Annotated in this window: 20 protein-coding genes and 5 pseudogenes; 17 read left to right on the top strand and 8 right to left on the bottom strand. The window is 51.2% G+C overall.

Going from position 1 to position 23,785, the window contains the following annotated elements:
- The first annotated feature begins 118 nt into the window (after positions 1-118).
- The 10 genes and pseudogenes from AWJ19_RS26435 (at position 119) to AWJ19_RS26480 (ending at position 11,794) form a co-directional block, all read left to right on the top strand.
- A pseudogene (locus AWJ19_RS26435) lies at positions 119-1,200 on the top strand (outer membrane lipoprotein carrier protein LolA).
- 227 nt (positions 1,201-1,427) lie between these two features.
- A complete protein-coding gene (gene alr / locus AWJ19_RS26440) occupies positions 1,428-2,609 on the top strand; it encodes an alanine racemase (protein ID WP_068728226.1) in 1,182 nt (393 codons plus the stop codon).
- Positions 2,610-2,820: 211 nt separating this feature from the next.
- A complete protein-coding gene (locus AWJ19_RS26445) occupies positions 2,821-3,102 on the top strand; it encodes a ribbon-helix-helix protein, CopG family (protein ID WP_039878289.1) in 282 nt (93 codons plus the stop codon).
- Between the two features lie 3 nt (positions 3,103-3,105).
- Entirely contained in the window at positions 3,106-3,456 is a 351-nt protein-coding gene (locus AWJ19_RS26450; protein WP_039870351.1) for a type II toxin-antitoxin system PemK/MazF family toxin, read from the top strand.
- A 206-nt stretch (positions 3,457-3,662) separates the two neighbouring features.
- Positions 3,663-4,217 (top strand): TetR/AcrR family transcriptional regulator, encoded by a 555-nt coding sequence (locus tag AWJ19_RS26455; RefSeq protein WP_068728227.1) that lies wholly within the window; start codon positions 3,663-3,665, stop codon positions 4,215-4,217.
- Between the two features lie 192 nt (positions 4,218-4,409).
- Positions 4,410-5,617 (top strand): annotated as a pseudogene (locus AWJ19_RS26460) (MFS transporter).
- A 149-nt stretch (positions 5,618-5,766) separates the two neighbouring features.
- A pseudogene (locus AWJ19_RS26465) lies at positions 5,767-7,963 on the top strand (Tex family protein).
- Between the two features lie 320 nt (positions 7,964-8,283).
- Positions 8,284-8,901 (top strand): hypothetical protein, encoded by a 618-nt coding sequence (locus AWJ19_RS26470; protein ID WP_068728228.1) that lies wholly within the window; start codon positions 8,284-8,286, stop codon positions 8,899-8,901.
- Positions 8,902-9,336: 435 nt separating this feature from the next.
- Entirely contained in the window at positions 9,337-10,632 is a 1,296-nt protein-coding gene (locus AWJ19_RS26475; RefSeq protein ID WP_068728229.1) for an SLC13 family permease, read from the top strand.
- Between the two features lie 20 nt (positions 10,633-10,652).
- Positions 10,653-11,794 (top strand): annotated as a pseudogene (locus tag AWJ19_RS26480) (glycerate kinase).
- A gap of 168 nt (positions 11,795-11,962) precedes the next feature.
- Here the strand turns inward: AWJ19_RS26480 and AWJ19_RS26485 are convergent.
- Both AWJ19_RS26485 and AWJ19_RS37755 read right to left on the bottom strand, forming a co-directional pair.
- Positions 11,963-12,697 carry a helix-turn-helix domain-containing protein gene (locus AWJ19_RS26485; RefSeq protein WP_347231162.1) on the bottom strand — a complete coding sequence of 245 codons (735 nt, stop codon included), beginning with the start codon at positions 12,695-12,697 and terminating at the stop codon, positions 11,963-11,965.
- Positions 12,664-12,990: a sugar diacid recognition domain-containing protein gene (locus tag AWJ19_RS37755; protein ID WP_347231163.1), complete on the bottom strand. Its 327-nt coding sequence runs from the start codon at positions 12,988-12,990 to the stop codon at positions 12,664-12,666. Before AWJ19_RS37755 ends, AWJ19_RS26485 begins: the two co-directional genes overlap by 34 nt.
- 246 nt (positions 12,991-13,236) lie before the next feature.
- On the opposite strand from AWJ19_RS37755, the gene AWJ19_RS26490 reads away from it, so the two are divergent.
- The gene (locus AWJ19_RS26490) at positions 13,237-13,965 is read left to right on the top strand and encodes a hypothetical protein (protein WP_068728230.1); all 729 of its coding nucleotides are present in this window, start codon (positions 13,237-13,239) and stop codon (positions 13,963-13,965) included.
- A 456-nt stretch (positions 13,966-14,421) separates the two neighbouring features.
- Entirely contained in the window at positions 14,422-15,201 is a 780-nt protein-coding gene (locus tag AWJ19_RS26495; RefSeq protein WP_068728231.1) for an alpha/beta hydrolase, read from the top strand.
- A gap of 386 nt (positions 15,202-15,587) precedes the next feature.
- Here the strand turns inward: AWJ19_RS26495 and AWJ19_RS26500 are convergent, their stop codons facing one another.
- On the bottom strand, positions 15,588-16,559 hold the full coding sequence (locus AWJ19_RS26500; protein WP_068728232.1) for an S-layer homology domain-containing protein: 972 nt from the start codon (positions 16,557-16,559) through the stop codon (positions 15,588-15,590).
- A gap of 81 nt (positions 16,560-16,640) precedes the next feature.
- Positions 16,641-16,940: pseudogene (locus tag AWJ19_RS26505) on the bottom strand (SDR family oxidoreductase); the annotation flags it as partial.
- A gap of 170 nt (positions 16,941-17,110) precedes the next feature.
- Here AWJ19_RS26505 and AWJ19_RS26510 point away from each other — a divergent pair.
- Positions 17,111-19,090 carry a TetM/TetW/TetO/TetS family tetracycline resistance ribosomal protection protein gene (locus AWJ19_RS26510; protein WP_068728233.1) on the top strand — a complete coding sequence of 660 codons (1,980 nt, stop codon included), beginning with the start codon at positions 17,111-17,113 and terminating at the stop codon, positions 19,088-19,090.
- A gap of 465 nt (positions 19,091-19,555) precedes the next feature.
- Positions 19,556-19,813 carry a hypothetical protein gene (locus tag AWJ19_RS26515; protein WP_068728234.1) on the top strand — a complete coding sequence of 86 codons (258 nt, stop codon included), beginning with the start codon at positions 19,556-19,558 and terminating at the stop codon, positions 19,811-19,813.
- Between the two features lie 89 nt (positions 19,814-19,902).
- Here the strand turns inward: AWJ19_RS26515 and AWJ19_RS26520 are convergent, their stop codons facing one another.
- Positions 19,903-20,445 (bottom strand): DUF1003 domain-containing protein, encoded by a 543-nt coding sequence (locus AWJ19_RS26520; protein WP_068728235.1) that lies wholly within the window; start codon positions 20,443-20,445, stop codon positions 19,903-19,905.
- A 249-nt stretch (positions 20,446-20,694) separates the two neighbouring features.
- Between AWJ19_RS26520 and AWJ19_RS26525 the strand changes: the two genes are divergently transcribed.
- A complete protein-coding gene (locus AWJ19_RS26525) occupies positions 20,695-21,183 on the top strand; it encodes a GNAT family N-acetyltransferase (protein WP_068728236.1) in 489 nt (162 codons plus the stop codon).
- Between the two features lie 169 nt (positions 21,184-21,352).
- Here the strand turns inward: AWJ19_RS26525 and AWJ19_RS26530 are convergent, their stop codons facing one another.
- Positions 21,353-21,907 carry a CGNR zinc finger domain-containing protein gene (locus tag AWJ19_RS26530; protein ID WP_068728237.1) on the bottom strand — a complete coding sequence of 185 codons (555 nt, stop codon included), beginning with the start codon at positions 21,905-21,907 and terminating at the stop codon, positions 21,353-21,355.
- A gap of 244 nt (positions 21,908-22,151) precedes the next feature.
- Here AWJ19_RS26530 and AWJ19_RS26535 point away from each other — a divergent pair, with 244 nt between their 5' ends.
- Complete coding sequence (locus tag AWJ19_RS26535; protein WP_068728238.1) at positions 22,152-22,643, top strand: DinB family protein; 492 nt, start codon at positions 22,152-22,154, stop codon at positions 22,641-22,643.
- 157 nt (positions 22,644-22,800) lie between these two features.
- A complete protein-coding gene (locus tag AWJ19_RS36035; RefSeq protein WP_156123784.1) occupies positions 22,801-22,971 on the top strand; it encodes a hypothetical protein in 171 nt (56 codons plus the stop codon).
- A 117-nt stretch (positions 22,972-23,088) separates the two neighbouring features.
- Here the strand turns inward: AWJ19_RS36035 and cmpA are convergent, their stop codons facing one another.
- Positions 23,089-23,226 carry a cortex morphogenetic protein CmpA gene (cmpA, locus tag AWJ19_RS34935; protein WP_128083707.1) on the bottom strand — a complete coding sequence of 46 codons (138 nt, stop codon included), beginning with the start codon at positions 23,224-23,226 and terminating at the stop codon, positions 23,089-23,091.
- Positions 23,227-23,328: 102 nt separating this feature from the next.
- Positions 23,329-23,688, bottom strand: a complete 360-nt coding sequence (locus AWJ19_RS26540; protein WP_068728239.1) for a hydrolase/acyltransferase — start codon at positions 23,686-23,688, stop codon at positions 23,329-23,331.
- Positions 23,689-23,785: the final 97 nt, after the last annotated feature.

Below are 23,785 nucleotides of genomic sequence, written 5' to 3' on the forward strand. Positions count from 1 at the left end.
CAGGCGGCCGCCCGCGATTATCCTTCCTGCTTGTCATGCCCGTCTGCATAATGCAGGCAAGTCCCTCATAGACATGTACTAATCAATGCTTTTCAAAACAGGTTAAGGGGATGATGTCATGCGCCGGATAACATGGGTACTCGCGATCATTATGAGCGTGGCCCTGGTGCTCGCGGGCTGCGGGAAGAAGGATGCCGCTTCCGTGGTGAAGGATTTGAATGCTGTGTCTGACAAGCTGGAGAGCAAGCAGGGGGCCTATCAGGGGTCGGGCACGATGACTCTCTATACCGGCGAGCAGCCGCAGGAGTATAAGGTAGAGGTATGGTATAAGAACCCTTCGTATTACCGGATCAGCCTCTCCAATGTGCAGAAGGATGTAACGCAAATTGTGCTGCGCAACGATGAAGGAGTATTCGTGCTCACCCCAAGCCTCGGCAAAAGCTTCCGCTTCCAGAGCGACTGGCCGGACAATCAGGGTCAGGTGTATCTGTACCAGACACTGCTGCGCGGCATTACTGCCGACAACAACCGCCAGCTGACCGAAGAAGGTGACAACTACGTATTCGAGGTGGCGGCGAACTACCAGAGCAGCGCACTCGTGCGGCAGAAGATCTGGCTGGCCAAAAAGACCTACGAGCCCAAGCAGGTCCAGGTCTCCGATTCCGAAGCCAAGGTCGTGGTGGACGTGAAGTTCGACAGCTTCAAGTTTGATCCGGAATTCACCAAGGATTCTTTTGATATGCAAAAGAATATGGCAACCGGCACCCCTTCCCAAAGCACAGTGGCCGAGGTTGACGAAAACGGCGATCCGGTAGCGGCGCGGCCGGGGAAGAAAACGCGGAGCAGGTAACAGCTGAGCTGGGAGATTTCGGGGTCATTGAGCCGGAATATATACCGGCAGGCGTAACCTTCAAGGACTACCACAAAATCGAAGGAAATAAAGACCATGCGGTGCTCATCCGTTATGAAGGGGATTACCAGTATACGATTATGGAAGCCCGTCCGTTGGACCGCGCCGTATCGTTGGCTCCGGCAACGCTGGTCGATCTCGGATTCACTGCAGGGGCGCTTACCGGGGATGAGCAGCAGACGCTCACCTGGATGAATGACGGCGTGGAATTCCGGATTACAAGCGCGAATCTGCCGCTTGACGAAATGATGCAGATTGCCGCTTCTATGCAGGCACAATCGGGTAAGTAATATTCAGTAGGCGGATACAGTGCATTGTGGGAGCCAATCCTCTACAAGCCGTATCCGCTTTTTTTGTACTATGGATTGATGATGACGGGACCTCTGGACAATCATTAAAAAGATAGCCATGCTCACATTGACAGCAACCTTCGCTAAGATTACCATTGGCAGTAAGACTACAAACGCTGCGGTTATCCGTGACGGTGTTTTACTACAATTAAGAAGGTGACCTTGAAGTGCAAGCAAGCTATCGACCTACAGTTGCCGAGATAAATCTGGATGATCTGCGTGCCAATTATGAAGCTTTCCGGGCGGCTCTGCCGGCGGAAACGAAATTTATGGGATGCGTCAAAGGAAATGCGTATGGCCATGGGGCAGTGGAAGTGACGCGGGAGCTTGAACGGCTTGGAGCGGACTATGTAAGTGTGGCTTTTTTGGATGAGGCATTGGAGCTGCGTCAGGCGGGAATACTACTTCCTATCCTGGTGCTGGGCTATACCTCACCCGAAGGCATAGCCGTTGCCTGGGAGAACAAGGTGACCGTAACACTATTCACGCCGGAGGTGCTGGAAGCGGTAAGACAGCTTCCTGTAGACCCGGAGCACCGGCTGAAGGTACACATCAAGATTGACAGCGGAATGGGAAGGCTGGGGCTTGCGCCGGCCGATGCGCCCGCTTTCATCGAAGAAGTGCACCGGACAGCGCAGGCGGAGCTGGAGGGCATGTTTACTCATTTTGCCAAAGCAGACGAAGAAGACAAAAGCTATACACTGATGCAGTACCGGCGGTTCATGAGCGTAGCGGAAACGCTTCGGGACAAGGAAATACAGATCCCGATCATACATACGGGCAATAGCGCTACGGCCATTGATACACCTTTCCTATCCAGTAACATGGTGCGTGTAGGCATAAGCTTGTACGGATTTTATCCCTCAACAGAGGTAAACCACGAGCGCGTGGCTTTACACCCGGTAATGACGCTGAAGACACAGGCGGTATATATCAAGACACTGCCGCCCGGCTATGGCATCAGCTACGGCACCCGCTACTTCACGGACAGCGAAGAGGTTATTGCAACGCTCCCGGTGGGGTACGCAGACGGATATTCCCGCATGCTGACAGGCAAGGCGGAGGTGCTAATACGCGGACGCCGCGCTCCGGTCGTCGGAACAATCTGCATGGACCAGTGTATGGTAACGCTCAAATCTTTCGCTGGAGAAGCGGAACAAATCCAAGCTGGCGAAGAGGTTGTACTCATCGGCCGCCAGGGCAACGCCTCGATTACGGCGGATGAACTGGCACTCCATTTAGGCACCATTAACTACGAAGTCATCTGTATGCTGGCTCACCGTGTACCGCGCGTATATATACGTGAAGGTGCTGTCCCCAACCTGGTGAATCCACTGCTGAAGTCCTAATTCTGTGACAGGTTAGCTTATACAGGAAAAGAATACAAAGGATAATCGTATAGGCGAGTGTGACATATAGTCTATACGTACCGCCATTTCTAGTTTATAATGGGATGCAGCATACTTGATATACTATCTGCATATATTCCTTGTATAAAATTCCTTGTATATTGTAACACTGGAACACAAGGGCAGAAGGCTTGTGGGGGTGGAAGAGAAGTTGGCCAATTTGCAGAACACCAAAAGAATTATGATCAGTTTGCCCGATCATCTTTTGCAGGAAGTGGATGGGATAGCCCAATTGGAGAACTCTAACCGGAGTGAATTGATCAGGCAGGCCATGAAGCTGTATCTAACGGAACGCAGAAAGCGTACAATCCGGGAGTCTATGCAGCGGGGATACATGGAGATGGCTAAGATCAATTTGACAATGGCAAGCGAGGCGTTTCTCGCAGAGGAAGATGCAGACAGTACTCTTGGCCGCTTAGTAAGCGGGGTGTAGATATTGATCGTTAAACGCGGCGACGTTTTTTTTGCCGACCTTTCGCCGGTTGTAGGTTCTGAACAAGGCGGAGTAAGGCCGGTACTGGTCATACAGAACGATATTGGCAACCGTTTCAGCCCGACGGTTATTGTGGCGGCTATCACCGCCCAGATCCAGAAGGCCAAGCTGCCGACGCATGTGGAGATTGATGCGGCTGCTCACGGCTTTGACCGGGATTCCGTCATTTTGCTGGAGCAGGTTCGAACGATTGACAAACAACGCTTAACCGATAAGATCACCCATCTTGACGATGATACCATGAAAAAGGTGGATGATTCGCTGCAAATCAGTCTGGGCCTGATCGATTTTTAGACCGGGACAGGAACCAATATTCGCGTAAATAGTGGAGACGTATTGCTTAGGCAGTACGTCTTTTTAATATATACGGGACGTATTCCAGTAAACAAATTTTGAAGTAATCATAACTCATATGCTATAATTAGACCGGTTGGTCGGTTTAAAAGGGGGTAACGGGTATAAAAGGACGCTCGGATGGAGAAGAAACGAAGAAACGTATTGTGCAGCAGGCAGCCAGCCTGTTCGTGCAAAAGGGGTACGCGGCGGTTACGATGAATGAGGTCTGCACAGCTGCAAAAGTGAGCAAGGGCAGCCTGTATCATCATTTTCCGAGTAAGGATGAGCTGTTTCTGTCCATCGTGGAAGAGGATACGGAGCAGTGGCTTGCGGAATGGGATGTTATCCGGGGCAGCATTACAGGAATTGAGGAGCGTTTTTATGCGCTTGGAGAGCATTATGCGGAGGATTTTCAGAATCCGCTGATTTGTGGACTTGAGGAGTATGCAAGATCCCGTACCCATTCGGAGGAGATTTACCAGCGGCTGTCACAGCTGTATGAATCCGGGGCTACGGCTTGCCGCAAGCTGCTGCAGGAGGGAATGGACTCGGGCTATCTGGTCAGCGGCAACCTGGATCATTATGTGGTGATTGTCTGTGGTATGCTGGAGGGAATCGGCAGAGTCAGAGAAATTACGGCACCTTCCGAGGGGCCGGCGGATGTAATGAAATATTACCAGGACGGCATACGTCTGTTGCTGCAGGGGATGCGGGCCTGATCAATTGCCGCCAAAGCTTTGAAGCATCGCCTGCCGGAGAGCAGACGATTTGCATGGGGCTTTTCACGCCTTTAATTAGACCGGATGGTCGGTCTTGTGGCAGTTGTAAAACTTTTTATACAATACGAATGGTATATACACGATAGGCAGATATTTAATAAATATACGGGTGTCAATACGGAGGGAAACACAATGTCTTTGCTGTTAAGAAACCGCGGCGCAATGCTGATGCTGATGATCAGTATCTTTTTAACGTTTACGGGGATCGGGCTGGTGGTGCCGATTCTGCCGACTTATATGAATGAGCTGCACATCGGAGGCAGTGTCGTCGGGATGCTGGTCGCCGCTTTTTCACTGACCCAGCTGATTGTCTCGCCGCTTGCCGGCAGATTGTCTGACCGGATGGGCCGCAAAAGAATTATCGTGCTCGGGCTGGTCGTCTTTTCCCTGTCTGAGGTAGTGTTCGGTGTGGCTGAGCTGCGTGGATGCTGTTCGTGGCCCGGATGCTGGGCGGGATCGGAGCGGCGATGATTATGCCTGCGGTTATGGCGTATGTGGCAGATACCACATCGATGGATGAACGGGCCAAGGGAATGGGGATGATTAATGCGGCCATCACAACCGGGTTCATTATCGGGCCGGGGATCGGCGGCTACCTGGCGGAGTTCGGCATCCGGGTTCCGTTCTTCGCTGCGGCAATTGCGGCTGCATTTGTAGCTATTATCACGTTTATTTTATTGCCGGAATCGCGTGTTGCTGCGGCTGTTAATGATGAAGCGGCGGCTCAGCAAAAGAATGAAAGCCTGATCTCCCAGCTGGTGCGCTCGTACCGTGAGCCTTATTTTGTCGGACTGGTCATTGTGTTCGTTATGTCCTTCGGCCTTGCCAATTATGAAACGGTGTTCGGATTGTTCGTCGATCATAAATTCGCCTTCACGCCTAAGGATATCGCTTTTGTGCTGACCTTCGGCTCGATTGCCGGGGCAGTGGTGCAGCTGACTGCTTTTAGCTGGATTTTGAACCGTTTTGGCGAGAATAGAGTGATTTCCATCAGTCTGCTGGCTTCTGGCGTATTCATCCTGCTCACGCTGTTCGTTCACGGCTACTTCATGATTATGGCTGTGACGTTTATCGTGTTCCTGGCAATGGATATTCTGCGTCCCGCTGTCGGCACCCAGTTGTCCAAAATGGCCGGAGAGACGCAGCAGGGCTTCGTCATGGGAATGAACTCTGCGTACACCAGCCTTGGTAATATTGCCGGACCGATTGTTGCCGGTGTCCTGTTCGATCTGGACATTAATTTCCCTTATGCGGCAGCTGCGTTAGTACTGGTTCTCTGCTTCCTGCTGTCCCTGAGCTCGGCCAAACGGATGGCCCGGCGCAGTGTGCAGGCGAAGTAAGCTTTTGGCGTGCAGTGTGGTGATGCAGTATCCCGGTAACTTTGGCGCAGCGGCAATCTGTGATACTATTTTAGTTAGGCAATTATGAGATCAGCACGTGTGCGGAAAGAGGGATACTATTGGCAGCAGAGAATACGAATGCCGGCAGTCTGCAGGATGATGCAGCACTCCGGCAGGAACAGGAACTGATCCTTGCGGCAATCGCCAAGGAGCTAAGCATCAGCCTGAAGCAGGTTCGGACCACTGTGGGTCTTCTGGACGAAGGGAACACTATTCCGTTTATCGCGCGCTACCGTAAGGAAATGACGGGCGAGCTGGACGAGAATGCGCTGCGCGATATTGAGGAGCGTCTGGGCTATCTGCGTAACCTGGGTGACCGCAAGAAGGACGTTATCCGCAGCATTGAGGAGCAGGGCAAGCTGACCCCTGAGCTGCAGGCGCAGATTATGAAGGCGGTCAAGCTGCAGGAAGTCGAGGATCTGTACCGCCCGTACAAGCAGAAGCGTAAGACAAGAGCAAGCGTGGCCAAGGAAAGAGGGCTGGAGCCGCTGGCGAACTGGGTATTGGAGCAGCGCCGCCAGGGCCAGCCGCTTGAAGAGGCTGCTAAATATATAGACGCGGACAAGGGTGTGGACAGTGCCGAGTCCGCACTGCAGGGTGCGATGGACATCATCGCCGAGAACATCGCCGATGATCCGGTTATCCGGGCCTGGGTACGCCAGTATACGGCCAGCCAGGGGATTCTCGTCTCGGAAGCGAAGGACGCGGAGCAGGAGAGTGTCTACGAGAACTACTACAGCTACCGTGAACCGGTACATAAAATGCCGCCGCACCGTATTCTGGCCATCAACCGCGGAGAGCGGGAGAATGTGCTGAAGGTCGGGATCGAGGTTGTTCCGGACAAGATTCATGCCTTTATCACGCGCAAGCTGATTAAAGGGCCGTCTCCTGTCAAGGAGCTGCTGGAAGCCGTGACCGAGGATGCCTACAAGCGTCTGATCGCGCCGTCGGTTGAGCGTGAGGTGCGCGGGGAAATGACCGAGAAGGGCGAGACGCAGGCGATCTCGATTTTCTCGGGAAATCTGCGCAGCCTGCTGCTGCAGCCGCCGGTCAGAGGCCGCAACGTGCTTGGCGTTGACCCGGCATACCGTACGGGCTGCAAGCTGGCCGTCGTTGACGACACCGGCAAGCTGCTGGAGGTGGCGGTAACGTATCCGACGCCGCCGAACAACAAGAAGAAGGAGGCGGCGGTGAAGTTCAAGGAGCTGATTGCCAAATACGGCATCAAGCTGATTGTCATCGGCAACGGCACCGGCTCGCGGGAGACGGAGCAGTTCACCGCCGAGGTCATTGCCGAGGTCGGTGATCCGGAGCTGGCGTACCTGATCGTGAACGAGGCAGGAGCCAGCGTCTATTCCGCCTCCAAGCTGGCCGCGGAGGAGTTCCCGGATCTGGATGTGGCCGAGCGCAGCGCTGCATCGATTGCCCGCCGCGTGCAGGACCCGCTCGCGGAGCTGGTCAAGATCGACCCGAAGGCGATCGGGGTCGGGCAATACCAGCATGATGTCTCGCAGAAGCATCTGGAGGAGAGCCTGAAGGCCGTCGTGGAATCGGCCGTTAACCATGTCGGCGTCGACGTGAACACGGCCTCGCCGTCGCTGCTCTCTTATGTGGCGGGCGTCAACTCGACCATCGCCAAGAATATCGTGAAGTTCCGCGAGGAGAACGGCAAGTTCACCACGCGCAAACAGCTGCAGAAGGTACCGCGCTTGGCGCGAAGTCCTATGAGCAGTGCATCGGGTTCCTGCGTATTCCCGAAGGGGAGAATACGCTGGACCGTACGCCGATCCACCCGGAATCGTATCCGGTGGTCGACCGCCTGTTCCGCGAGCTCGGGCTGGACGTGGCGAAGCTCGGCAGCCGCGAGGTCGCGGCTGAGCTCGAAGCGCAGGATGCCGAAGGGCTCGCCGTGAAGCTGGATGTCGGCGTGCCAACGCTGCGCGACATCCTGGAGAGCCTGCAGCGTCCGGGCCGCGATCCGCGCGAGGAGCTGCCGCTACCGATCTTCCGCACGGATGTGCTGAAGATCGAGGACCTGGTTCCCGGCATGGAAATGCAGGGAACCGTCCGCAACGTCATCGATTTCGGCGCCTTTGTCGATATCGGCATCAAAAACGACGGGCTGGTCCACATCTCCCAGCTCAGCGGCAGCTTCGTCAAGCATCCGATGGACGTTGTCTCCGTCGGTGACAACGTGACCGTCTGGGTGCTCGGCGTCGATCTGAAGAAGGGCCGGTCAGCCTGACCATGCGCCAGCCGCGTGAGGCTGCGGGCAGCGTGAAGTAGGCTGCAGCTGGAGTTAAGTTACATGCACATTAACGTGCGTTTTGAAGACTAACGGATATAAATGTCCCCATGCCGGAAACGGCAGTGGGGACATTTTTTTGTTGCAGGGTAGGTTTCTGCTGCCTGGTTCAGGTCGCCGTTGGCTAGACCGGATTACGGAGTAAGGCCTCAAAGTCGCTGTTCTGGAAAGGGCAACCTGTATGGTTTTCCCATATGTGGTATTCTTAATGCAGAACTTGGACCGGCTGCCTCAATGGCTGTTAATCTTTATGCGATTATTCAGATTATGTTGGCATACCATTTTAGCGGGAGTGTGAAAGATGGAAAAAATGTTATTGGTTTGTATTATGATAATGGTGATGCTGGCTTCGGCTTATAGAAATATTGAAATGACGATAAATCAAAATGTATCTGGTGAGTCTAAACCGGCAGCGGATGAGTCTGTTATTCCAAACAACAGATCCGAATATTGCGATATGGAAAGTATAAGTTTGGATAGTGAAACTGAAAAATATGTCCATGGAACCTGGAAAGTGGAGAAGCATTTAGGATTTGCAAATTCCTATAATGATGCTTCTGAATATCCGGCAGGGCAAAAATTTATTGGAGATGAAATTATCATCCAAAAAGACTTTTTTTCATCAAAAGGACTTAAAAATTATAGTGTTTATCAATACGAACTAACAAATCCCTCATATGAGATTACAACAGCATGCTATAACTCCGACTCATTTTATAGATTATATAAAATAAATATCCCGGACTTAAATCTAAATGATGAAGTAAAGGTAATACATATAAGTGACCCTTCAACAAAACTAAGCATACCTTTAAGTTTTTTTATTGTTAATAACGATAGGCTTATCTTGTTATCAGAGGCGACTATTTTTGAGCTTAAAAAGATTATGGATGAAACGAACCCGCAACCGGACAACTAATATACGCCTACCCTTCGAGTACAATCGATCTGCAATTTTCTAACGGACCGAGACGACGTTATTTTCACACTTCTAAGCTATAAGCCTGGGTTTGCGGACTCCAGTGCCGCTATCCGTGGACAAATCGTGAAAAGAACAGCGCATTCGTTCAAATATGTGCAACTGAGTCCGTTAGCGGGACAAACTGCTTGAAATGAGCCAAATAACGCTTCCTGTGTCCGTTAGAATTTTGCGGGTATTGAGACAGGTTTATTATCAAAAATATGCGGTTATTGCTCTGGGCACCAAGAGTAGTAGCCGTTTTTTATGCGCCTTAATTGGCAGAATAATAGTTGGTCAACTGCACAATGCATTTCGTCCGTTCATCAATATTTTTTCTCTCTGTGAGCCATTATACTGAAAGCGTGTTCAACATGAGTGCTAGGGGGATTAACAATGGAAGGATTAACAATTGGCTGGTATGGGGCATTGGCGGGACTGGCGTTAGCCATTATTCTGATACTGAGAAAGCTCAATCCTGTATATGCTTTGTTTCTGGGGGCGATTGCCGGGGCGTTGATTGGCGGTGCCAACCTGGAGCAGACTGTAAGCGTTCTTGTAAGCGGTACACAAAGTGTGATGGGAACGGTGCTGCGTGTGCTTGCGGCTGGTGTGCTGGCCGGAGTGATGATGGAGTCGGGGGCGGCTGAGACGATTGCCCAAGCTATTGTGCGCAAATTCGGAGGCAGCAAAGCCATTCTGGCACTGGCGCTGGCAACGATGATCATTACCGCAGTAGGTGTCTTTATTCCGGTAGCAGTGCTGATTGTAGCGCCGATCGCGCTGTCGGTAGGCAACAAAATGGGCATTTCCAAAACGGCGCTGCTGCTGGCACTGTCCGGCGGGGGCAAGGCGGGAAATATCATTTCGCCCAATCCAAATACGATTGCCGCAGCCCGCGGCTTCGATCTTGACCTGAGTCATGTCATGCTGGCCGGCCTGATTCCGGCAATATGCGGTCTGATTGTAACGGTAATTGTCGCTTCTCTGCTGAAGAAAAAAGGGAATATGGTAACGGAAGAGGAAGCGCAGAACGGAAGCATTGACACTTCCAAGTATCCGCCGCTCGGCAAAGCCATTGTCGCACCGCTCGTTGCGGTTATCCTGCTGATGATTAATCCGATCGGCTCGCTGTCTGGTATTGACGCATTGGCTAACTTTAAGGTGGATGCCTTGTACATCCTGCCGATTGCCGGGATTGTAGGTATGCTGGCTATGGGCCAGAGCAAGAAAATTCTGCAATACACTTCTTCCGGTCTTAATAAAATGACGGCAACGGTACTGATCCTGATCGGTGCAGGCGGTATAGCGGGCCTGATCTCGGCATCCGATCTGTCTACCCAGGTGGTGCAGCTGATCCAGACGGCTGGTATTTCCGGCACCTTCCTGGCGCCGATCTCCGGTATTCTGATGGCGGCAGCTACGGCTTCAACCTCAACAGGCGTTATTCTGGCAACCGGCTCCTTCGGGCAGGCCATCCTGGATATGGGTACCGCTCCGCTGGCTGCAGCTGTCATGGTGCACACCGGAGCCACGGTTATTGACTCTTTGCCGCAGGGGAACTACTTCCACGTGACTGCAGACAGTATGAAAATGAGCATCAAGCAGCGTATGGGTGTTGTGCCTTACGAGGCGATTGTCGGCGGAACGATGGCGGTAGTGGCTACGATTATCTACGGATTTTTGTTCTAAACTAAACATGGGGTGAGGAAATGAGAGAGAAAACCTTTGTACTGGCACCGGATTCTTTTAAAGAGAGCATGACTGCGAAGGAAGTCTGTATGGCAATGGAAAAAGGGCTGCGGAAGGTTTATCCCGATGCTCAATATATACATGTCCCGATGGCAGACGGCGGAGAGGGCACCGTCCAATCCCTGGTGGATGCCTCGGGCGGGCAAATCTTTACAAAAGAAGTAACAGGGCCGCTGGGCCAGCCGGTTACTGCGCAGTATGGCATTATGGGCGACGGCCTGACGGCTGCGATAGAGATGGCCTCGGCCAGCGGAATCCAGCTCGTAAGCAAAGCAGACCGCAACCCGCTGATTACTACTACCTATGGCACCGGCGAGCTGATCCGGGAATGTCTGGACCGCGGCATCCGCAGCATCATCATCGGCATCGGCGGCAGTGCGACGAATGACGGGGGCACCGGAATGGCTGAGGCGCTGGGCGCAAAATTCCTGGATGCGGCAGGGGTGATGCTGCCGCGCGGCGGCGCAGTCTGGACCGTCTGGCCAGCATCGATGTGTCGGGGCTGGATGAGCGGCTGCAGCAGGTGCAGCTGATCGTGGCCTGCGATGTGACCAACCCGCTGTGCGGCGAACGGGGCGCATCCGTTGTATTCGGGCCGCAAAAAGGTGCAACACCTGAACTGGTTCAGCAGCTCGATGCCAATCTGGCCCATTATGCAGAGGTCGTCAAGCAGCAGCTTGGCAAGGACGTCCGCGACCTGCCGGGTGCCGGCGCCGCCGGAGGGCTTGGCGCGGGGCTGATGATCTTCACCCGGGCAACTCTGCAGCGGGGTATCGAGATCGTGATCGAATATACCGGTCTGAAGGAAAAAATGGCGGGTGCCGATCTGGTATTCACCGGCGAAGGCGGCATCGACTTCCAGACCAAATTCGGCAAGACCCCTTATGGCGTTGCCGCGACCGCCAAGGCCGGCGGCAAAAAAGTCATTGCCCTGGCTGGCTACATCGGCGAAGGAATCGACACCCTGTATGCAGAGGGCATCGACGCGATCTTCGGCATCGTTCCGGGCGCTTCAGATCTGGAAAAGCTGCTGAAGAACGGCCCGGCCAACGTTGAACGGACCTGTGAGAATATCGCCAGAGTGCTGAGGCTGGCCGAGTAAAACGGGGCAGAGTATATCACAGAGTAGAGGAATAACCCAAAAAGAGGCCATCTCCAGAGCATGTAAATGTGCTGGAGACGGCCTCTTTTTTTGACTTGTACTATGAAATCATATACAGACTGGAGGATCGCCTTCACCGAGGTTGGTTAATACTAATTAGTCACGTTGTCACTTATACAATGCCAGCAAGCCATAGGTAAGCTCCAGCAGCTGGAGCAGGTTGCGCGGATCTTTGCCGGTCAGGCTCTCAATCCGCTTCAGCCGGTATTGCAGGGTGTTGCGGTGGATGTTTAGCGCCTCCGAGGTCTGGGAGACACTGCAGTTATGGTTAATGAAGCTGCGCAGCGTCTCCAGCAGATCGGCGGTATCCTCCAGCTTCACTACTGTGCCGGCACTTGCGGTCAGATTGGCATGACTCAGCTTCACTAAGAATTCATGCTCGGCATAATGAATGGCCTGCTGTTCAGGCTTAAGTGCCAGGAGGATACCCATCGCCGATTTGGCCTGGCGGTAGCTCTCGGCGATATTGGCTTCCTGTTTACCGGCAGCCAGCAGAGCGCGGGGCTGTCCGTCAAGCAGCTGGCGGATCAGCGTGGTGCAGTCCTCCTGATTCTGAACCAGAATCAGCCAGCTATCCTCCTCAATCAGGAAAGAGGGATATCCGAGCAGGAGCTTGGATTGTTTTTCGGCCGGGACGAAGCCCTTGAGCAGCAGCACCGTTGTTTTGAGCAGCAGATCCAGCTGATAAGCTGCAGCCTCCTTACGCAGCTTCTGGGTATAGGCTCCCTGGTGGGATAGCAACAGCTCCAAAAAGGCTTTTTTACGGCTCGCCTCATTGGCAAGATCCTCAAGGGCGTTTCTTTGTTCGATCAGGAGGGAGACGGTCTCCGGACGATGTTGCAAAAGGGGCGTACTTCATCGGGGTTGCCGGATATACCGATTACACCGACGCGGCTGCCGGCGATGACGATCGGTTCGTTGGTGCCTTTTTTCTCAAAACGGCCGTCCTGCCAGACCTCAACCATAGTTCCGGTTGCCAGCGCCTTGACTGCCCCCTGATGAACCGTACCGACCCGTTCCCGGGTTCCGCTGCCGATGATGATGCCCTCGTGGTTCATGATGTTGATGTTGTAGGGGATGTCCGTCATCATTTTGTCTACAATTTCCTGTGCCTGCTTCTCTGAGAGCTGAAACAACCGGTTTATCCTCCTCTGCCAGGCCGGACAAGAAGCCCCTGCGCGGCATAATAGTATACTTTGTGCACTTGAACAAAATTATAACGTTTTCATCACCATGATTAAAGCGGGAAATGTGTATTTTTAGAGAAGCCGTTAATTAAGCCGAAAGCGTACGTTTAGGCTTGGCAAAGCCAGCTGATCCAGCAACAAAAGCTGCCAATGGGCCGTCTAATCTATATCAGCAATAAAATAAGGAGGGGTTTTATGCATACTGTAAAAAAGACTGGCAAGCTAGCCCTGGCTGCCGCGGCGTTCGTACTTCTTGCTGCCTGCAGCAATACACCGGCAGCGGAGCCGGAGGCCACAGCAACACCGGTACAGACAGAACAGCCTGCAGCGGAGACTCCGGCACCAAGCCAATCACCGGAACCTTCGGCTGCGCCATCTGCTTCTGCATCCCCAGCAGCAGTACCAGACGAAGGGACACCGCCGACAGCACTCGAAGCAGCCTCGACAGTTATGAGAGCATTGGAGAACGGCAATATGGACACCCTGTCCGCCTGGGTATCGAGGGATCATGGGGTGCGCTTTTCACCATATGGTTATGTGGACACTGAGAACGACCTTGTGTTCACGCACGAGGAGATCAGCGGTTTAAAAGATGACCCTGAACAACGCACATGGGGAAGCTTTCAAGGAAGCGGAAAGCCGATCAAGCTGACTTTTGCCGAGTATTTCAAACGGTTTGTGTATGATGCGGATTTCGTAAATGACGCAGAGATTTCGCTTAACCAGGCGGAGGATAAGGGAACGATGATCAATAACATCACTGAGGTATATCCCGCCGACAAATATGACTATGTAGATTACCACATCAGCAGCATAGATCCGCAATATCAGGGAATGGACTGGCGCAGTCTGCGGCTGGTTTTTGAAAAGATTGGTGAGGATCGGATTCTGGCGGGGATTGTGCATGATGAGTGGACGCCTTAACTAAATAGAACTGTTAAAAGAAGACGCAACCCCGATTATGGTGGTAAAAAAGTGAGGTGTTTACCATGAATAATAAATCGCTTACGACTGGCGTCTCTTTAGGTCTTTGCTTTGGAGTTATATTTTGGGTAGCCCTTGATAGCATTTTGTTTGGCCTTATTTTCGGGATCATTTTTGGAGTCATCTTCTCTCAGGTTAATACTAACGACTAAGTTTCATACTTACCACACATGGATTTATATAGAGAAGAAAAAACAGCAGGACTAGCATTTGATGGGGGACAACTCCACATTAGCAGCATAGATCTGCAGTATCAGTGGATGGACTGGCGGAGTCTGCGGCTTGTAACTGAATAGGACTGTATTAGAAGACGCAATTCCGTCATGGTAGGAATCTGCGTTTTCTTTTTGTATGGTAAAATATGAGAGGAATTCAATATAGAAAGGAATTTTATTAATGAAAGAGTTTTTTGTTAAAAAAGCGAATTGTATGCTTCGTTATAATGATTTCCATGGAGAGCAAACACCCATTTTATTTATCCACGGCCTTGGATGTGCTAGCTCATTTGATTATCCGCAAGTAGCAACTCAGGAAGGACTAAAAAAACACCGTTGTATTTTAGTTGACCTTTTAGGTGCTGGTTATAGCGATAAGCCGGATAACTCTGACTTCGATTACACAGTCAACGATCATGCAGAATATCTTGCGGAATTTGTTAATTCCTTAGGATTGAAATCTTTTGTACTATTCGGTCACAGTCTAGGAGGAGCCGTGGCGCTGTCTTTAGCAACTAAATGCCGGGAACACATCGATAGAATAATTTTAAGTGAAGCAAATTTAGATAAAAGCGTCATAGGCTCAACCAGCAAGTATATTGCGGACTTAGATATGCACGATTTTCTAGACAATGGATTTAGCAGGTTGGTACAAGATAGCCGGATAAGCGGAAACCAAATGTGGGCAGCAGTCTTATCTTCCTGGTCACCTAAAGCAGCCTATCTCATATCTAAATCAGCGGCGAAAGGAGAAGAACCAACATGGAGAGAAACACTATACTCTCTCGAATGTTCTAAAACATTTATCTTTGGGGAAAATTCATTGCCGGATTCTGATATGGAGGTGCTTAGCACACATAATATTAATATCGAAATTGTCAAAAATGCTGGGCATTCTATGGCTTGGGAGAACCCGGAAGGATTAGCTAAAGCAATTGAAAACGGCATTCAGACAAAATGAACATACGTAAAAATTAATTTTGAAAGAGGGAATTAAACTGTGCAGGATACTTTGATAAATTTTACAAATTCCACGAATATCTAATCTCAGTGTTATAACGTTATGTGAGAATAAAGAAAACTGAATAAGGAGACCAACATATTTGTATTGGATAACAGTTATTTTAATAACTGTGTTAGTAGCAATTATTATGCACCCACAAGAAGGCTCGCCTAGCGTTTTAAATCAAATAAGAGAATTAATATTTACCCGTAGTTCAAATGAATAGAGCTAAGGGGAGTGTTAGTCAAAAAAAACAACAGTAGACTAGGATTCAAGGCTAACCGCACAAAAAAACAGGCCACACCTACCTTTAAGGTAAGCGCGGCCTGTTTCTTAAATTCAGATTATTTCAATTTAATCGCTGAACCCGCACCAGCTGCTTTGCCATCTGAAGCCTTCACTGTTGCAGTGTAGCCTTCCGGCAGATAAGTCACAGCAGATGCGCTGGAGATGACCTGCGGATACATGCTGTTCGGATCAGGCTTGGTTACGCTGAAGTAGATTACAGCGGTTTTGTTCTTGCCGAATTCGATCTTGTCGATGGCCAGGCCGTAGCCCGGGTTCGGCAGGTTGTTAACGGTAATGGTGGCTTTGCTGATGCCGTCGGCCGCCTTTTCCAGCTTCACTTCTGCATCGTATTCATAGGCTGGAGTTTCAGCGTTGCCCTTATCCGGAGTGATCACTTCTCTTGCGAATTTGGCTGCATCGTGGATCCAGACCGCTGCTTCGCTGCGGGTTACCGCTTCGGTCGGACGGAAGGTACCGTTAGCGCCAAGGCTTACAATACGGGTATTGTACAGAATCTGCAGGCTGTTCATCTGCTCTTTGGTCATTTTATCACCGTCTGTAACATTCGCATACATCAGGGTGACCGGGAAATTTCCTTTGCTCTGCAGCGCCTGGGTCAGCAGATGGGCGAACTGGGCACGGGTAATCGTTCCGTTCGGATCTACGGTTTTATCCAGAGACAGCCCGTTCTGCTTCGCCGTTACGAATGCGGATGCATACCAGGCTTTATCCTTTACTTTGTCAAAATAATCGCTAGCCTTACCGGACTCGGTAGGGGACAGCTTCAGGCCGCTGACGATAAACTGCACGCCCTGGGCAAAGGTTACTTTCGCTTTTGGTGCGAACAAATCACTGGTTACTCCGTTTACAATGCCTTCACTGTGCAGTGCGTTGATTTTTGCTTCGTTGGCATCGCCCTTCATATCGGAAAAGGCAAACGCCGATGTTCCCATGGATACTGTTGCCGCCAGGATACCGCACGCTATTGTCAGTTTTTTAGCGCCAGTCTGGAATGATAATTTCTTCATGTGCCTCACCTCTCATACTCATAGATGGGGGAAAGCGGCAAAAGGTTGCACGTCTGCATAAATTAAATGCAATTTGAATGGTTAGCCGCGCAGCAGCGATTCCGCCCCATCCACAAAAATCTCCGTCCCCGTAACATGAAACGACTCATCCGATGCCAGGAACAACACCAGATTCGCGACCTGCTCCGGCTTGCCGGGAGCCTGCTCCAGCGGATGACTGCCCTCCGGAAATTCTACCGGAATCTTCACTTCCTCCAGGTCATCGCTCTTATACGTATTATCGCCAATTTTCGTATCTATAGCACCAGGGCAGACCGCATTGACGCGGATTGCATACCGGGCCAGCTCAAGCGCCGCCATTTTCATAAAAGCAACCTGTCCCGTTTAAACTTGCTTCGGAAGCCAACCCTAACGTCAGTAACTAATACCCGCATGACCCTGGATGAACCACCCGCGGCAGGCTCTGGCATTGATCAAAGCTGTAGTTTCGAAGTACACTGAGGGGATGAGAGCGCTATTATAACTTATTCGTACAGAACTGGAGACAATAGATGAATCAGCAGCAACGCGTAGAGCGTATGAATATCGGGATTTTTGCCCATGTCGATGCCGGGAAGACGACGACTACGGAGCATATTTTATATGAAAGCGGGCGTATCCGCGCACTGGGCAGTGTGGACAGCGGTACGGCGGTGACGGATTCGATGGAGGTGGAGCGGCAGCGGGGCATTTCAGTCCGGGCAGCATTGGCTTCTTTTAGCTGGAAAGGGGTGCAGGTGAACCTGGTCGATACGCCGGGGCATGTCGACTTTCTGTCTGAGGTGGAGCGGAGCCTGCGGGTGATGGACTGCGCGGTGCTGATTCTCTCGGCGGTCGAAGGTGTACAGGCGCAGAGTGAGATGATCTGGAATGCGCTGCGTAAGCTGGGGATTCCTACGCTGATTTTTGTCAATAAAATGGACCGGACCGGCGCGGACCCGGAAGCAGTACTGGCGCAGGCGCGGACCTATCTGTCGGGTGACATCATTCCGGTGCAGCAGCCGCTCGGCAAGGAGCAGGAATATCGCGGGGCGGCAGATTTGTGGTCTGGTGAGTCGGAAACGGCTGCGCGGACGGAACTGCTGGAGACACTGGCGGAACGGGATGAGTCGCTGCTGGAGCTGTATATGGCGGGCGGGGAGCCTGATCTTCTCTACTGGAAAAAGTATATGCAAACCGCTGCTGCTGCAGGTCGCCTGTTCCCGCTCATTTACGGAGTTGCGGCTAAGGGAACCGGCATTACGGAGCTGCTGGATGCGATGATTGACTATTTTCCACGGGCGGGAGGAGATGCGGAGCAGCCGTTGTCCGGTATCGTCTATAACATCCAGCGGGATAAAAGCATGGGCCGTATGGCATTTGTCCGCCTGTATGAGGGCACGATCCGTAACCGTGATACGGTAACGAACTACTCCCAGGGTATTGAGGCCAAAGTGACGCAGATACGCAAGGTGGAAGGCGGCCGTACCGAGGATGTCGGCGCGCTTGAGGCCGGCGACATCGGAGTAGTCTACGGCCTGTCCGGCGTGCGGATCGGCGATGTGCTGGGCCGGCCGGATGCGGTGCCGCAGGAGGCGAAGCTGGCTGTGCCGCTGTTGACCGTGCGGGTGTTCTGGGACGCAGACATGGACGACCACAAGGTAATCGGTGCGCTGCAGGAGCTGGCGGACGAGGACCCGCAGCTTGGTGCCGAGTGGCTGCCGGAGGAGCGCGAGCTGCATATCAAGGTGATGGGGCCGATCCAGCTGGAGGTGCTGGACAGCGTGCTGCAGAGCCGATACGGCCTGAAGGTCACCTTCGGCCAGCCGTCGGTGATCTACAAGGAAACGCCGCTTACTGCGGGAGAGGGCTATGTCGCCTACCTGATGCCGAAGCCGTGCTGGGCGATTCTGCGGTTTCATATTGAGCCGGGGCCGCCGGGCAGCGGCCTCGTATATGAATCGGTCGTGCGTAGCTCCGACCTGCTGCCGCAGTACCAGAACGAGACGGCGCGCCGCGTACCGGAGGCGCTGCAGCAGGGATTGTACGGCTGGGAGGTTACCGACCTGAAGGTGACGCTGGTGGAGGGGAACCATCATGTGTGGCATACCCATCCGCTGGATTTTGCGGTGGCTACGCCGATGGGCCTGATGGATGGGCTGAACCGGATCGGCACCCGGCTGCTGGAGCCGATTCTGGCCGTGCGCATCGTCGTGCCGGAGGAGAACGCCGGCCGCGTGATGAACGACCTCGTGCAGATGCGCGGCAGCTTCGAGCCGCCCGTACTGCAGGGCGAGCGGATGATCATCGAAGGCCGGCTGCCGCTGGCCACGTCACTGGATTATCCGGTGACGCTCAGCTCCTACACGAAGGGGCGCAGCACCTTCGCTTCTGCTTTTGCCGGCTACGAGCCGTGCCCGCCGGACGTCACCGCTGAGCGTACGCGCCGCGGCGTGAATCCGCTTGACCAGGCGAAATATATTTTGAGTGTGCGGAAGGCGTTGCAGGGGTGAGGTTGCACGCACTATGCGAGATGCGGCTGCGCGAGGGCATTGGAGGGCTGGCTGAGTTGACAGGCTGGCGGTGGGCAGACTGGCAGATGGGCTGACCAGCGCTGTAATTCCGGCCTGACTCCCCCGGCCAGCGAATAAGTGTACTTTGTGCAGCTAAAACGCCGAAATCTAGAGTATTTCGCAATTTAGCTGCACTTTATACAACTATAACAGCCCAAAATCGCATTTTTCAGCGAAATGGGTCAATTTAGTTGTATAGAATGCAGTTAATCCTCCGAATTCCCTTAAAAGGTCCATTGTAATTGTACAGAGTGCAGTTATTCGTAATCTCGGGCGACTGCCCAAGAATTTTTGAAGATATAAGCAAATAACGGTTTACTCTTAACTGTATCTGTTTAAATTTCCGTAAATAAACAATGTAGTCATTGAATAAACTATATTATTTAGAGATGAGGAGACTTGCGAATGGTCATACTGGGAACCATCGTTGCAATTGTAACCGCTATCATTATATCCTCCTTCCTTGGTCCGTACGGGCTGCTTACGATGCTTGCGGTCGGTTTTGGTTTTCTTTTCAGTATCCACGCCCGAATCCGGGAAGTTCAAAGCGATCTGAAGCTGATCAAGCAGCACTTGGGAATTGAGGAGGCAAAAGAAACAGTAGTAAGCAATGAAGAAATTGAGGCGGAGCTGGAGCGGGAGATGGCGGTGGCCAGAGAGTAGTGTCTATAAAATGTAGAATAAGTGCGTGCCCTCAGTGGACAGGAAACTGGAGGGGCGCACTTTTTTTATGGCTATATAGACAACATATATTAAAAAAATTTAGGATTACGCATTGACGTTAAATGATTTTCGATAGCTTGAAGCTGGTTATCAATTTTGTGCAGTTTCTCCTGCATTTCAAGATTCTCTTTTTCGGCTTTATAGTTAATAGCGATATGCAGCATTTGTTCCTGTTTGTCCTTTATAGTTTGCCTGTTTTGGCTCATTTGGATCATTGCTGCTTGAAAAACCGTAAACACGGATAAACAAAAGCTGAGTATAAATAAAGAGCTGCGGCTGCTGTCGTACGCGAGCCATAGAATGACAATCAAACCGAAATTGATAACAAACAGCCAGCTGCCACCCAATTTCGCAACCCAATCCGCAAAACGTTCCCCTTGCCCAACCTTTTGTTCCTGTTGTTCATGCAGATGGGATTTGATGCTGTCTTTGTATTCATTAACCATTGAGGCAACCCGTTTTATATCGTCCTTATCAGGTTTCCGGTTCGGGTGTTTTTCCAGTTCTTTCAATAGTGATTCCGAATCGGTTGTGTTTTCATAGTCAGAGTTCACCGAGTGCTTGGATTTCATTTCATATCTCTCCTTTTTGGTTCCATTTCTTATACCCTAATTCAACCCCTCGCATTCACATTTTGCTTTTCCTCTTTATTCCTGTTTTAAAAGCATGGTACGATGCTATTTCTTCGTACTGTGCAACAGTACTATGGTTCTCGGTGAAAAAGCTTCAATAGCTAACAATCAGAAGAATTGAATCAAGTTAAACGTTCCTTTGACCATATGCATGATTGGAATTAGAATAAGATGCAAAGAGGTGAGCCTATGATATATGTAAGACCATTGGAACAAAAGGAATATGATTTTCTTATGGATATGCATTATGAGTCCATATATATTTTACAAGGGAAGCCATCGAAACATGAGCTTTTGAATGCTCCGCATATCGTGAAGTATAGTGAGAATTGGGGTAGAAAAGGTGATATGGCTTTAGTAGCTCTGATTGACAATATACCTGTAGGTGCCGCATGGTATAGATTATTTGACGAGATGAATAAAGGATATGGGTTTATTGATTGTGAAACCCCAGAACTAGGCATTGCTATACTATCTGACTATAGACAGCTGGGGTTAGGAATGAGACTCATGCAAGACATCATTCAACAAGCAATATCCGATGGTTATAAATCACTTTCTTTAAGCGTTGACCCAGAGAATCAAGCAGCAGTCCGGTTATATGAAAAACTTGGATTTGAGTATTTTGGGTTATCTGGAACCTCTTGGACTATGAAGTTAAACATCAGGATCAATTAAACTAACAGGAAACATTAATTCAGCAACATAGAGGCAGTCTATGACTTTATTTCCCTCACTGCACAGTATGCGTCTACTGCGCATCTTATGGTGCACTTCGTTTGGAGTGCACGGAATGCAGTACATATCGAGGTAATCCGGCTACACTCCATATAGAGTGATAAAAAATCTACTCCCCAGCCTTCCTCCGCGCCCGGAACCGCCGCACCTTCATCAGATTCCCGCACAATTTATCATCGCAATACCGCTTAGAGCGGTTGCGTGTATCATCATAGTAGACCCAGAGACAGTCGGGATTGTCGCAGATGCGGATGCGGGAAAGTTCCTTCTCCAGTACTGCTTCGGTAAAAGAGGCGGATATCTCGGCCATGATCTGTCCCCAGTCGCTGCGCTGCGGCAGGAGGGTAAGCTCTGGAGGCTTGTCCGGATTACGGATGATTTGCCGGATAACCGGACCTGCCGCCATATAGCTGTTGAGCTGCTCAAGCAGTGACTGATCCGGAGCAGCTCCCTGTACCAGCCGCTGGACTTCTTCCCAGAGCAATCTGCGCAACTGCTTAAGCTGCTGCAATTCCTCCGGTTTTGCCGGTGCAGCTGCCGGCAGCTGGTGCTGCTCTAGCCACTCCGCCAGCCACTGCGGATCGTCCAAACGATCACGGTCCAGGCTCCGGTCGCCGGTTCGCCAGTCCCGCCAATAGCTGTTAATGTAATCATCCCAAAGCATTGTATATCCCTCCTCCCGCAACTCATTGTTTCCTTGATTGTAACAGTTAAAACTAAGTATTGCTAGTTACTTGATTCAGTTTTGGAGTTGTGCTATATTTTCTGTGTAACTATTATTTGTGTATTTAAGTGGTTACAAAATAATGAATCAATTATGACGAGCTGAATATTGAATACTGAATACTGACAATGAATGTACTAAGCATTTTACGCTAACCATTAATTAACCCCACAGGAGGTATATCATGCAAAACAAAATCAGTGAAGTACTGCTGCAAAACTGGGATTATGCCATGGACACCGAGGACTGGGCGCCGCCGCTGAGTGATGCGCTGGAGGGCGTAACTGCTGAACAGGCAGTGTGGAAGCCGGGCGAAGCAGGCAACTCGATCTGGGAGACGGTGAATCACCTGACGTATTACAAGGAGCGTCTGCTGCGTAAGCTTAAGGGGCTGCCGAAGCTGCCGGATCTGGAAAGTAATGATGCCACGTTTACCGTAACGGAGAGCGGGGAAGAAGCCTGGACACAGGCCGTTACCAAGCTGAAGTCGGTCCATGCATCCTTGCGTGAGATTATTGAAGCACTGGAAGAAGGTGCGTATGACTGGGGCGGCTCCGGACATGCTCCAGGCGAAGAGGTAATGAGCCTGATTCTGCATGACTGCTACCATACCGGTCAGATTGTTCTGATCCGCAAGCTGCAGGGCTCCTGGCCATCAACCCGTAGCTTTAACTAAGACTATTCAGTGTACCGTAAATCTCGCTAATCATTAAGCCGCACCTCCTGCCGCCTGAGTATATTCCGGGCACCGCAGGGTGCGGCTATTTGTTTCAAGAAGAAAAATCCGGGGTTAATGGATGTCATAACAGCTTGATAATCGAAGGGAGAGATTGATGATGGATCCGAATTACAAGGACAGAAGTGTTGAGGTTGAACGCACGGAGGTACGCAAGCACTCGGACTCCAGCGCTGTCGCATCCACCTTTATTAAATACGCTGCCTATATCATTATTATCTTTGGTATTCTGTTCTTCCTGGTGCGTTACGTATTCCCGATGTTTTAATTATAGGGTGAGCGGACATTTGCCGCAGTGTCACTTACTGGCATCAGCTGTGTGCACGTAACACCTAACCAAAAAGCGCGCCTACCTGATGGTAGACACGGCTTTTGCTTTCTGAAACTATACATCCCGCTGGACAAAGTCCCGGGAATCACCGGAGTTACGATAGAAGAACCAGCATTCGTTGAGCATTTTGATCTGACGCCGGTCTTTTTTGAAATACGCCTTCATTAGTTGATGGCAGAGCCACTGCGGCAAGTGTACCCCTCCTTATGAGCATGCATCCTATGTACAGATAGCATATGGGCAAAGGCGCCCAAAGGTGCGGCAGCAGTTCATAATTTGGCTCTTGCAAAAAGGTTAGTGTACGCCTTCTTCTTCCTCTTCGTACCACTGCTCCAGCTGTGCCTGCAGGGCGCGGATTTCGGTCAGCAGCGAGATTAGCGGATATTCCTTCTCCTGAATGGAGGCAAAAGCGCTCTCCAGCCGGTTGATATACCCCAGCCCGGACTCCAGCACATCCCCTTCACGCAAAAGCTCCAGCGCGTCGCATTCCGCAACAGCCAGCGGCAGATCCGGCACATTGTCAGCGGTCAGCTTGGCAATCTCCTTATTCAGGCGCAGATTTAGCGCACTAAGCTGGTACGCATACTCCTCAGGCATTTCTACAAATTGCAGTTCCTTATGCTGCTGCAAAATTACATACCGCATTTTCGGCATTCCCCATGTCTCCCTCCGAACTTGTCTTCCTTCTTGACAGTGTAGCCTATGGGCAAGTTACAATTCAAGTGGTGATGTTATTTTGCATATTTAAAAA

The organism is Paenibacillus sp. DMB5 (genome assembly GCF_001517085.1).
Classification (GTDB): domain Bacteria; phylum Bacillota; class Bacilli; order Paenibacillales; family Paenibacillaceae; genus Paenibacillus_AQ.